This window comes from Microbacterium sp. AC035 (assembly GCF_979258485.1).
Genome location: NZ_OZ409858.1, coordinates 1778003 through 1789824, shown reverse-complemented (window position 1 = coordinate 1789824; position 11822 = coordinate 1778003). Strand labels below are relative to the sequence as shown.

At 69.2% G+C, this 11822-nt stretch carries 11 protein-coding genes; 8 read left to right on the top strand and 3 right to left on the bottom strand.

Translation table 11 applies throughout. The features are described from left to right. The first annotated feature begins 66 nt into the window (after positions 1-66). Positions 67-1518, top strand: coding sequence for a helix-turn-helix domain-containing protein (locus tag ACZ0AA_RS08730; protein ID WP_463512692.1), 1452 nt, complete (start codon positions 67-69; stop codon positions 1516-1518). 6 nt (positions 1519-1524) lie between these two features. Here the strand turns inward: ACZ0AA_RS08730 and ACZ0AA_RS08725 are convergent, their stop codons facing one another. Then, positions 1525-2847: an MFS transporter gene (locus tag ACZ0AA_RS08725; protein WP_463512691.1), complete on the bottom strand. Its 1323-nt coding sequence runs from the start codon at positions 2845-2847 to the stop codon at positions 1525-1527. A gap of 111 nt (positions 2848-2958) precedes the next feature. Continuing rightward, positions 2959-3609: an amino acid deaminase gene (locus ACZ0AA_RS08720; RefSeq protein WP_463512690.1), complete on the bottom strand. Its 651-nt coding sequence runs from the start codon at positions 3607-3609 to the stop codon at positions 2959-2961. Positions 3610-3744: 135 nt separating this feature from the next. Here ACZ0AA_RS08720 and ACZ0AA_RS08715 point away from each other — a divergent pair, with 135 nt between their 5' ends. The 6 genes from ACZ0AA_RS08715 to ACZ0AA_RS08690 are packed head-to-tail and all read left to right on the top strand — an operon-like array spanning position 3745 to position 8765. Beyond that, a complete protein-coding gene (locus ACZ0AA_RS08715; RefSeq protein WP_463512689.1) occupies positions 3745-4389 on the top strand; it encodes an HAD family hydrolase in 645 nt (214 codons plus the stop codon). A gap of 47 nt (positions 4390-4436) precedes the next feature. Beyond that, the gene (gene phnD / locus ACZ0AA_RS08710; protein WP_400865909.1) at positions 4437-5426 is read left to right on the top strand and encodes a phosphate/phosphite/phosphonate ABC transporter substrate-binding protein; all 990 of its coding nucleotides are present in this window, start codon (positions 4437-4439) and stop codon (positions 5424-5426) included. A gap of 22 nt (positions 5427-5448) precedes the next feature. Beyond that, a complete protein-coding gene (phnC, locus tag ACZ0AA_RS08705; protein ID WP_463512688.1) occupies positions 5449-6252 on the top strand; it encodes a phosphonate ABC transporter ATP-binding protein in 804 nt (267 codons plus the stop codon). Further along, entirely contained in the window at positions 6249-7058 is an 810-nt protein-coding gene (gene phnE / locus ACZ0AA_RS08700) for a phosphonate ABC transporter, permease protein PhnE (RefSeq protein ID WP_463512687.1), read from the top strand. Before phnC ends, phnE (ACZ0AA_RS08700) begins: the two co-directional genes overlap by 4 nt. After that, positions 7055-7888 (top strand): phosphonate ABC transporter, permease protein PhnE, encoded by an 834-nt coding sequence (gene phnE, locus ACZ0AA_RS08695; RefSeq protein ID WP_463512686.1) that lies wholly within the window; start codon positions 7055-7057, stop codon positions 7886-7888. Before phnE (ACZ0AA_RS08700) ends, phnE (ACZ0AA_RS08695) begins: the two co-directional genes overlap by 4 nt. Further along, positions 7875-8765, top strand: coding sequence for a MurR/RpiR family transcriptional regulator (locus ACZ0AA_RS08690; RefSeq protein WP_463512685.1), 891 nt, complete (start codon positions 7875-7877; stop codon positions 8763-8765). Before phnE (ACZ0AA_RS08695) ends, ACZ0AA_RS08690 begins: the two co-directional genes overlap by 14 nt. Here ACZ0AA_RS08690 and ACZ0AA_RS08685 read toward each other — a convergent pair. Next, positions 8762-10288 (bottom strand): PucR family transcriptional regulator, encoded by a 1527-nt coding sequence (locus ACZ0AA_RS08685; protein WP_463512684.1) that lies wholly within the window; start codon positions 10286-10288, stop codon positions 8762-8764. The genes ACZ0AA_RS08690 and ACZ0AA_RS08685 overlap by 4 nt on opposite strands. Positions 10289-10409: 121 nt before the next feature. Here ACZ0AA_RS08685 and gabT point away from each other — a divergent pair, with 121 nt between their 5' ends. Then, positions 10410-11777 carry a 4-aminobutyrate--2-oxoglutarate transaminase gene (gene gabT / locus ACZ0AA_RS08680; RefSeq protein ID WP_463512683.1) on the top strand — a complete coding sequence of 456 codons (1368 nt, stop codon included), beginning with the start codon at positions 10410-10412 and terminating at the stop codon, positions 11775-11777. Positions 11778-11822: the final 45 nt, after the last annotated feature.

The window sequence follows — 11822 nt, the reverse complement described above, 5'->3', positions numbered from 1 at the left end:
CGCCCAACCGGACGATCTGCGTGTGAAGATCGACCGAAATTCTGTTTCTGTGACAGAATCGGCCGCATGAACACCTCAGCGGTCGAAGAAGACGCCGACGCCCTCACGATCGGGCGACGCATCCGTCAGCTGCGCACCGCGCGGGGGATGACCCTCGACGACCTCGCAGCGGCCGTGGATCGGGCCCCGAGCCAGATGTCGATGATCGAGACGGGCAAGCGCGAACCAAAACTCACCCAGCTGCAGGCGATCGCGAGGGCACTCGGTGTCACGATCGATGCGCTGCTCGAAGGCGAGCCGCTCGACGAGCGCAGCGCGATCGAGATCGCACTCGAGCGAGCCATGAAGGGGCAGACGTTCCAGGCGCTCGGGATCGAGCCGTTCCGCATCGCGAAGAGCATGCCCACGGATGCGCTGAAGGCGCTGCTCGCCCTGCACGGTGAGATCGACCGGCTCAGGGACGAGCGGGCAGCGACGCCTGAGGAGGCCAGGCGTGCGAACGTCGAGCTGCGTCACCTGATGCGACGGCAGGACAATCATTTCGCCGACCTCGAGACGAAGGCGGCGGAGATCCTCGCGGCGGTCGGACACCCGGGCGGCCCTCTCACACAGCGCACCGCATCCGAGATCGCCGCCTACCTCGGCTTCAGCCTGCACTACGCACCCGATCTGCCGCAGACCACGCGCAGCGTCGCCGACCTCGCGAACGGGCGGCTCTACCTGTCGAGCAGCGTGCCGGCCAAGGGCGATGCGCGAACGGCCGTGCTGCAGGCGCTGTCCAGCCGCATCCTCGGTCATGCCGAACCGCGCAGCTATGCGGAGTTCCTGCGCCAGCGCGTCGAGACGAATTACCTCACCGGGGCGCTGCTCGTGCCCGAGGCGCACGTCGTTCCCGCGCTGAAGGACGCGAAAGCACGCAGGGCGATCTCGATAGAGGACCTGCGCGACGCCTACTCCGTCTCGTACGAGACGGCGGCGCATCGGTTCACGAACCTCGCGACGCGCCACCTCGACATCCCCGTGCACTTCCTCAAAGTGCACGAGTCGGGCACCATCACGAAGGCCTACGAGAACGACGACGTGAACTTCCCGACCGATCGGCTCGGATCGATCGAGGGGCAGATGTGCTGTCGGCGATGGACGAGTCGTGTCGTGTTCGACGAGGACGACCGGTTCAACCCGTACTACCAGTACACCGACACGGGCAACGGCACCTACTGGTGCACGGCCCGCGTCGAGGCGTCGAGCGAGGGGCTGCACTCGGTCAGCGTGGGCGTGCGCTTCGATGACACGAAATGGTTCGTGGGTCGTGACACCCCGCACCGGGGGGTCTCGAAGCACTCGGTCGAAGTGTGCTGCCGCAGGGCGCCGGCCGACCTCGAGGGACGCTGGCGTGAGAACTCCTGGCCGAACGTCAGGACTCCTCGCACGCTGCTCGCCACGCTCCCGACCGGAGCCTTCCCCGGGGTCGACACGACCGACGTCTACGAGTTCCTCGAGGCGCACGCGCCCCGCTGAAGCCGGTCAGCCGATGGAGGCCGGCTTCTTCGGCACCAGGGACACGGCCACAGCCGCCACGATCGCCACGAGGGCGAAGGCGACGAAGTTCCATTCGACGCCGATCGCGAGGGATGCCAGCCAGCCGCCCATGATCGGCCCGAGGATCGCGCCGATGCGGGCGAAGCTCAACGCCCAACCCGCCGCCGTCGCCCGGACCGATGCGGGGTAGTAGTCGGTGATGTAGGCCGTGAGCACGAGGGACGTGGAGATCGACCCGATGCCCGAGAGGGCGACGAGCACGAGGTTCACGAACATCCCGTTGGGGAACATGAGCAACAGGCAGGCGACTCCGCCCAGCGCATAGAAGATGACGAGCACCGGCTTCGCCCCGAAGCGATCGGCGAGATAGCCGAGCCCCAGGCCGCCGACCGCGGAGGCGAGACTGAAAACCAGCAGGAAGGTCAGGGCGGGGCCGAGGTCGTAGCCGGAGGCACGCATGATCGACGGCAGCCAGGAGTTCAGCCCGTAGACGAGTAGCAGGCCGGCGAAGAGCGAGATCCAGAGGAATGCGGTCGAGCGGAGGTAGCGCCGGGAGAAGAGCTGGTGCAGGATGCTGTGCCACGGCCGGCGCTCGCCTTCCGGTAGAGAGGGGCGGTCGGTCGGGATGTAGGGCTGGATGCCGAGGCGTCGTGCGAGGTCGACTGCGTGACCGTGGCGACCGCGGTTCTCCAGGGACTCGAGCGACTCCGGTAGGACCTTCGCGATGACGGGGATGAGCAGGATCGGGAACGCGCCGACCGCGATCACCCAGCGCCACCCGAGGTGCGGGAGCAGCAGGATGGCGACCAGTGCCGATACGACGATGCCCAGCGAATAGCCGGAATACATGATCCCGTAGTTCAAAGCGCGCCGCCGAGGCGCGGAGAACTCGATCGTCAGCGCTGCGGCTACCGGGATTATGCCGCCCATGCCGAGCCCGCCCAGGAAGCGGAAGAGTCCGAAGATCTCGGGGGTGGGGGCGAGAGCCGCGCCGAGCTGCATCAGTGTGAAGATCGACATCGACACCAGCAGCATCCGCTTGCGGCCGACGCGATCGCTCAGTGTGCCGATGAAGAGCGCGCCGATCAGCATTCCGACGAGAGCCCAGGATGCGAGCCCTCCGAGCTCGACAGGGGAGAGTGTCCACGCGGCGTCTTCGGCAAGGGCCGGCAGTACTGCGCCGATCACTCCGATGTCGTAGCCGTCGGCGAGGATCGCCATCCAGCAGCTGAACAGGACGATCCCGGTGACGGATCGAGGCACCGGCCAGGCGGCCTCGCTATTCGTCTTGGTGGAGGTGGTGGACATCATCGTCTCCTTCGCAGTGACGCGACAGTGCGCCGAGCGTATGCGGCCATTCGACCGCGATTGCAAAACTATGACGATCGTCACAAGAATGCAATACGCAATGCGCGGGCGTCAGATCGCGTTCCATCTGAGGCCGGGTCTGGTGCGGAACTCGATGAGCGGCGGCGACGTGTCGGCGACCGGAAAGAGAGTGATCAGCAGAGGCGTGCCTCCGAGCGGTGCTGCGGCATAGGCGAGTGCGGCGGGGCCGTTCGATGCGCTGAACGCCACGCGCGTGTCACGTCCGGCCACGTTTCTTTGCGCGCCGGCGCGCGGCGCTCGCAGGATGGCGGCGGCCGCGGTCGTCGCGCGGGCGAGCAGGGTCGAGCCGGTCACCCAGGGGAGGAAGGCTCCTGGGTGCAGCTCGCACGCGCGAGCGAGTTCATCTTCCAGCCATCGGTCGCGCTTGAGCCCGTAGGGGGTCGCTTCGAGGGACAGCAGGTACCCGTAGCAGTGCAGCAGCCCGGCGTTGCCGACGGGCCAGGTGGCCTCGAGCCCGGCGCGGCGATGCAGCTCGTCGAACAGTGCCCGGGGAATGACCGCGGTGTCGGTGTTCTCGTCGATCGCCCTCGAATACCCCCAGGCGTCGAATCGCCGCGCGGTCCTGTCCTCGTCGATGGCTCCAGCGAGCCACGGGACAGCGTCGAGGGCATCACGTGAGGCAGCCGGTGAGTCATCGAGGGCGAGGGCGGCGGCGCGCGTGAGCAGGTCGAGTTCGGACACGGCGCTCACGATACGCGATGGCGGTGGACGGAATGTTCACACGGTGTTTACGCAAAGTGGTCGTTCTGTCCACAATCGTTCCTAAGAATGGACGGAGCGTCCGCAGGGTCAGAATGCGGAGGCGGAAAGACAACCGTGAACTCCATTCTCCTCCTCGACTTCGACGGCACGATCGCGCTCGGCGACGGTCCCGTTCTCGCCTACGCCACGCAGGTGGCGACAGCACTCGGTGACGACGGCGGCTTCGTCGAGTCGATCCGCAGCGCGCTCGCCGCATCCGATGACGGAGCGCTCGACGGCTACGACGCCGTGCGGCGGGCCGCCACGCCGCGAGGAGCCGACTCGCGACTCCTCAGCGCCGCCTACCGCGCCAGCCGTGAGCAGCTCGCCACGCCCGCCGCGCCGATCACCGCGCCCGCCGGGCTCGCCGACTTCCTGACCGAGGCGGCTGCGGATGCCGAACGGATTCTCGTCACCAACGCTCCGGCCACCCGGATCGACGCCGCGCTCGATGCCCTGGGGCTCGCGGGGCTCTTCGATCGCATCGTCACCGGAGCCGGCAAGCCTGCCGGACTCGAGGCCCTTCTCGCGACGCTTCCCGACGACTCCCGGGTGCTGAGCATCGGCGACATCTGGCACAACGACCTCGCCCCCGCTCACGCGCGTGGCCACGCGACCGCGCTGATCGGCGGATTCGCAGACCCCGACGCGACCCCCACCTACCGCGCTGCCGACTTCGCGACGCTGATCCCTCAGCTCACGGCGTGGCTGCGTTCCTGAACCCGCACCTCTCCACCCTCCCTCACCCCACCCATCGAAGGATGACAATGCGTACCTCCCCCTTCCGCCGGACCGCCGCCGGGCTCGTCGCCGCAGGCGCCCTGCTCGCCGTCGTGCTCACCGGCTGCTCGACCGACACGGCCGCACCCGACGGGTCCGCCGCTCCTGCGGCCGACCCTGAGTCGCTCGTGCTCGCGCTCGTCCCCTCGCAGGACCAGGACGGCCTCGTCGACACCGCGGCCCCGCTGACGGACTACCTCACCGAGGAGCTCGGCATCGAGGTCACCGGCGTGGTCTCGAAGGACTACCAGGCCGCGGTCGAGGCGATGGGGGCCGGTCAGGCGCAGATCGGATTCCTGCCGTCGCTGCAGCTGTGGCAGGCCAACGACATGTACGACGCGTCGGTCGTGCTGCAGACCGAGCGCAACGGCAACATCACCTACCCCGCGCAGTTCATGACGAACAACCCCGACAAGTACTGCGACGACGAGCCGGTCGAGCGCGACGGGATGCTGTTCTGCAACGGCGCGGACGCCATGGCGGGTCCGGCCGGCCTCGACAGCATCGAGAAGGTCAAGGGTGCGAAGGTCGCGCTGCTCGGGCCGGGATCGCCCGCCGGCTACATCTACCCGGTCCTCGCGCTGCAGGAGGCGGGTCTCGACACGGATGCCGACATCCAGCAGATCCCGGTCACCGCGAACGACGCCTCGGTGCTGGCGGTCTACAACGGCGACGCCGAGGTCGGCTTCAGCTTCTGGGACGCCCGCACCATCGTGCAGAAGGACACCCCCGACGTGGGCCAGAAGGTCGTGGTCTTCGCCCTGACCGAGGAGATCCCGAACGACGGTGTCGCCCTGTCGTCCGACCTCTCGCCCGAGCTCCAGGACCGCATCTCCACCGCGCTCGAGGACTTCTCGAACACCGAGGAGGGCTCCGAGATCCTCACGAGCATCTACTCGATCACGAAGCTCGCACCCGCCGACCCCGACTCGCTCGACGTCGTCGCTCGCGCCGCCCAGGCCCTGGGGCTCCAGTAAATTGTCCGATCAGATCCAGCACGTGGACGCCGCAGCTCAGGTTGCGGCGTCCACGCCGTGGTCCATCCGTCTCGATGACGTCACGGTGCGATACCCCAACGGGACGATCGGCCTCGACCGGGTCTCCCTCGACATCGACGCCGGAGAGATGGTCGCCGTCGTCGGACTCTCCGGCTCGGGCAAGTCCACGCTCATCCGCACGATCAACGGCCTCGTCCCCGTGACGGGCGGAACGCTCGATGTCGGCGAGCACCGCGTCAGCGGTGCCTCCCCACGCACCCTGCGGCGCCTGCGCGGCGACATCGGAATGGTGTTCCAGGGGTTCAACCTCGCCGGCCGCGCGAGCGTCCTGCAGAACGTGCTCGTCGGACGCCTCGCTCATACGCCGCTGTGGCGAACGCTGCTCGGGGCCTACCCCGAGGCCGACAGGCAGCTCGCCTATCAGGCGCTCGACCGGGTCGGCATCCTGGCGAAGCTCCACTCGCGCGCATCCGATCTCTCGGGTGGACAGCAGCAGCGCGTGGCCATCGCACGGGCTCTCGCGCAGGAGCCCCGCATCGTCCTGGCCGACGAGCCGGTCGCCAGCCTCGACCCGCCGACCGCGCATGGCGTCATGAACGACCTCCGCCGGATCAACCGCGACCTCGGCATCACCGTGCTGGTCAACCTGCACCTCCTCGACCTCGCTCGTGAATACGGAGCGCGGATGATCGGCATGCGTGCGGGGAAGATCGTCTACGACGGTCCGGCGTCGAGTGCGACGGATGCCGATTTCGAGAGCATCTACGGTCGGTCCCTCACCGCGGACGATCGGCTCGACACATGACCGAGACGGCACCGGCACCGCTCGAGATACCCGGGCGGCCACGCGGCGCGTGGCGCGGCCCCGTGATCCTGCTGGCGGTCGTCGCCGTCACCGTCGTCATGTGCCTGCCCGGCATCGGCATAGGTGTCGACCTCTCGGCGATCGCGCGCAACTGGCAGAACGGCGCCGACAAGATCATCAAGCTGCTGATGCCCGACTGGAGCTTCTTCCCGCGCACGCTGCCGCCGCTCATCGAGACGCTGCAGATGGCCGTCATCGCGACCGCGATCGGCGCGGTGATCTCGCTGCCGCTGAGCTTCTGGGCGGCTCGCGCCACCAACCCGAACGCTCCGGCGCGCATCATCGTGCGGGGCATCCTGAACATCATCCGCAGCGTCCCCGACCTGCTCTACGCGGCGATCCTCGTCGCGATGGTCGGTGTCGGCGCGCTCCCCGGCATCCTCGCGCTGCTGCTTTTCAACGTCGGAATCATCGTCAAGCTCGTCTCGGAGGCGATCGACACCAACGACAGGGGTCCGCTCGAGGCGGGCCGCGCGGTCGGGGCCACCCAGACGAAGATCAACCGCACGCTCGCGCTCCCGGACGCCTGGCCGGCGTTCGCGAACCAGACCCTCTACGTCTTCGAGCTCAATGTCCGCGCCTCCACTGTGCTCGGTCTGGTCGGAGCCGGCGGAATGGGTCTGCTCATCGACGCCGTGCGCACCTTCTACCGCTACGACCAGCTCTCGCTCATCATCCTGGAGATCCTCATCGTCGTCATCGTGATCGACCTCGTCTCCGACGCCATCCGACGGAGACTCGTATGACCGCGGCGCTCGCCTCGGCGACCACCCTCACCGTGATCCCCGACAAGCCGCGTCGACCCTGGCTCATCGCCTCGTGGATCATCGTCACGGGCATCGTCGTGCTCGCCTTCTGGTCGATCGACATCAACTGGGCGCGTCTCGCCGATCTGCCGTCGGAGATCGTCCGCTACACGGTCCTGATGTTCGGCAGCCCGAACTGGGAGAAGCTGCCCGAGGCCCTCTGGCAGACGTGGCGCAGCATCGAGATGGCGTGGGTCGGCACGATCCTCGGCATCCTGCTCGCGACCCCGCTCAGCCTCCTCGCGGCTCGCGGATTCGGCCCCGCCTGGCTACGGGCGCTGCTGCGCGGGCTGTTCTCCCTCATCCGTGCCGTTCCGGAGATCATCATCGCGATCGTGATCCTGTCGGTCACCGGACTCACCCCGTTCACCGGCGCGCTCGCGCTGGCGATCAACGGCGTCGGCACGCTGGGCAAGTGGGGATACGAAGCGGTCGAGGCCGTGCCGCGAGGGCCGATCGAGGCCGCGCGTGCGGCCGGCGGCGGAACCCTGCAGGTGCTGCGCTGGGGCGTCTGGCCCCAAGCCGAGCCGGCGTTCTGGTCGTTCTGGCTGTATCGCTTCGAGATCAACGTGCGCTCGTCGGCCGTGCTCGGCTTGATCGGCGTCGGCGGAATCGGTGACATGCTCACCTCGTATACCCAGTACCGTGAGTGGTCGACGGTGGGTGTCCTGCTCATCGTGGTCGTCGCTGTGACGATGCTGATCGATGCCGTCTCCGGTGCGATCCGCCGCCGGATCATGGAGGGAGCCCGCACCCGTGTTCTCGCCTAGCGCCCCGCCCACCGCACGCATCGCCGCAGTGCTCAACACCCTGCAGCCCGCCGAGCGAAGAGTGGCCGAACTGATCGTCGAGTCGGCGGAAGCGGTGGTCGAATGGACGGCCCAGGAACTCGCCGACCGGGCCGGCGTCGGCCGTGCCACGGTCGTGCGCGCGTGTCAGAGCTTCGGCTACCGCGGATACCCCCAGCTGCGCGTGGCGCTCGCCGCAGAGCTCGGCAGCGGGCCGACGGAGGCGGGCACCGATCACGGGCCCGGCGCGCTCGGGCGGATGCGGGGCGAGATCGATCGCGTCGCGGCATCGCTTCCGGCGCTCGCCAGCCTGCTCGACGCGCAGACCGTGACCGAGGCGGTGCGGCTCGCAGCATCCGCTCGTCGTCTGCTCGTGCTCGCGAACGGCCTGTCCTCGCCCATCGCGAGCGACCTGGCGATGCGGCTGACCGCGTCGGGTCGCGCGGCGGAGTTCATCGCGGATGCCATCGCGCAGCAGATCGCGGCACGCCATCTCACGCCGGACGACGTGTGCCTCATCGTGAGCGCGTCCGGCGCGAACGAGGCGAGCCTGCGTGTCGCGACCGCGGCGGCCAGGGGCGGTGCGACGGTCATCGCCCTGACATCGTTCGCGTCATCGGCGCTCACGGAGGCCGCCACGCTGTCGCTCGTGATCGCCCCGACCGGGGTGAGCTTCCGGGACGAGCTCGAGCACACCTCGCGCGTCGCTTACCTCGTGTTCGCCGAGGTGTTCGCCGCGGCCGTCATGACGGAACGGGGCGCGGATGCCGTGCAGGCGCGGGCGCATGCTCTGGAGGTCGTCTCCGACAACCTCGGCGAGGGCGAGGGTGAGGACGCAGGCGAGCAGCAGCCCCGCTAGTCGCGTGCAGTCTGCAGCAACGTCCACAGCTCGGCGCGTGCCGGGAACGACGACAGATCGCTGCCGAGCAGGGCGCCGGCCTGAGTGATCCGTGACCGCAGGGTGTGACGGTGCACGCCGAGGGCAGCGGCCGCCGGCTCGGCCTTCGCGTCGTGCTCGAGCCAGGTGCGCAGCGAGCGTTCGAGGTCGCCGCCTGATCGTGCGTCGTGGTCACGAAGGGGAGCGAGCCGCGACTCGGCGACCAGACGCGCCTCGTCGGTCGCGAGCGCGCTGAGGATGCTGGATCCTGCGGCGTCGGCGAAGTGGAAGACCCCTGTGCCGGACTGCTGGCGCAGCGCTGCGAGCGCCTGCGCGTGTGCACGCGAGAACGCGTCGTAAGACTCTGAGCCCGAGGCGCCGATGCGGATGCCGAAACGTGCGGCGGCCTCGTCGAGCAGCGCGTCGTCGGTCATCGACAGGCAGAGCACGACGCCCTCCGGCGACTCGGCGAGGAAGCTGGCGGTGCCGTGCTCGGAGCGGCGGCGGTCCCACCAATCGGCGAACGGTCCGGTGGGTGCGTCTGCGGCGATCGCGACCACGACGGGCGCCGACGGCATGCCTCCGAGCACCTTCCGGGCGAGGGAGGGGTCGTCGTCGAGCAGAGAGCTCAGCAGCTGCGAGTTCAGCCGACGCTTGCTGCGCGCGAGCTGGTCGCTCTGCTCGAGCGCGAGCCCGGCCATCGCGATCACCGACGTCACGACCGCGCGGGCCTCGGCGTCGAGAGCATCGACGGCCAAGGCGATCACACCCCGCAGGTGCCCGCCGCGGCCGACCGTGAAGAGCGTGAACGTCTGATCGTCGATCGTGAGCGACTGCCCGGCTTCGAGCCCACGGGTGAGGATCTCGGTGGCGCGTTCGCCGAGTCCGGTCAGGCGGCTCGCCGACACGGCCGATCGGGGGTGCGACAGCTGGAGGGCGCCGGCTGCGTCGTACATGCCGACCCAGACGTCGAGGCGTCGGCCGAGTTCGGCGACGGTCGCGTCGAGTCCCTGTGGGCGGAGCGCTGCCAGAGCGAGCGCGCGCTGGGTGTCGAGCGCCCACGATCTGCGGGCGTACGCCTGCGCCGCGATGGCCTCCGAGTGCGCGCGGGCGACCGCGATGAACGGCGTGCGGTAGGGCACCTCGAAGAGGGGGATCCCGCGGCGGGCGCACTCGAGGATCAGCTCCTCGGGGATTCCCGCACGGTGCACGTCCGTGCCGAATCCGAGGCCGAGCACCCCGCGATCCGCGAGCCTCCCCACGTACACCTCGAATCCGGTCCCGGTGTCGAACCGGGTGCCCGCGTCGAACTGGGTGCCCGTGGTCAGCAGCACGAGGTCCTCGGCGAGGAACGGCGTCGGGTCGGCGAGGTCGGAGCTGTGCACCCAGCGCAGGGGGCGATCGAGGGCACCGGCCGGAAGCGCGTCCTCGGCCGAGACCAGGCCGAGTCCGAGGTCACGGCGTCGGAACAGGGCGCGCAGCGTGGGCTGCTCGGTGTCGTCCATGCCAACGCTCCTCTTCCGAGTTCGCCCTCGACCATGGATTATACGATCGGGCGATGATCTCTTCGAGATTGTACAGTCAGGCGAATGCGGCGATGCCGGAACCGGTCGTACGCTCACGAACATGGCTCTCCTCGACACCGCAGCTGTTGCAGTCCCCCTCGGCGGACCCGACCTCCCTCAGGAGCGTCGCCTCGTCACCGACCTTCCCGGCCCCCGCTCGGCCGAGATCCTCGCACGCAAGGCGGATGCCGTCGCCGCAGGCGTCGGGCACACGGTTCCCGTCGCGGCCGTCGCGGCCGGCGGGGGAGTGGTCGTCGACGCCGACGGCAACTCCCTCATCGACCTGGGATCCGGCATCGCCGTGACCACGGTCGGCAACGCGCACCCGAAGGTCGCGGCCGCCGTCGCCGCGCAGGCGGCGCAGTTCACCCACACCTGCTTCATGATCTCGCCGTACGAGTCGTACATCGAGGTGGCCGAGGCGCTGAACCGTCTGACACCCGGTGACTTCGCCAAGAAGAGCGCCCTGTTCAACTCGGGCGCCGAGGCCGTCGAGAACGCGATCAAGATCGCCCGCAGGCACACCGGCCGCCAGGCGGTCGTCGCCTTCGACCACGGCTACCACGGCCGCACCAACCTGACGATGGCGCTGACCGCCAAGTCGATGCCCTACAAGAGCGGGTTCGGCCCGTTCGCCCCCGAGGTCTACCGCGCGCCGATGTCGTACCCGTTCCGGGACGGGCTCGAGGGCGGCGAGGCCGCGGCCCGCGTGATCCTGCAGCTCGAGAAGCAGATCGGTGCAGACAACCTCGCCGCCGTGATCATCGAGCCCATCCAGGGTGAGGGCGGCTTCATCGTCCCGGCCGACGGCTTCCTTCCGGCGATCGCCGACTGGTGCCGCGCCAACGGCGTCGTCTTCATCGCCGACGAGGTGCAGACGGGCTTCGCCCGCACCGGCCACATGTTCGCGAGCGAGATCTTCGGCATCGAGCCCGACCTCATCACGACCGCCAAGGGCATCGCCGGCGGCCTGCCTCTCGCCGCCGTCACCGGGCGCGCCGAGATCATGGACGCCTCCCACGCGGGCGGACTCGGCGGCACCTACGGCGGCAACCCGATCGCCTGCGCCGCGGCACTCGCCGCGATCGACGTCTTCGAGAACGACGGAGTGATCGAGCGGGCCCGTGAGATCGGCGAGATCCTCACGGCGCGCCTTGGAGCGATGCAGGAGAAGGATGCGCGCATCGGCGACATCCGCGGCCACGGCGCGATGATCGCGGCCGAGTTCGTCGATCCCGAGACCAACGCGCCGGATGCCGCGCTCACCGCCGCCGTCGCCAAGGCCTGCGTCGCCCAGGGCGTCATCGTCCTCACCTGCGGCACCTACGGCAACGTCATCCGCTTCCTCCCTCCGCTCTCGATCGGCGACGACCTCCTGAACGAGGGTCTCGACGTCGTCGCGGCAGCGCTCGCGGCGAACGCGGCCTGACAGACCAGCGGACGCGGCTCGCCGCGACCGCCACCACACGTCCGG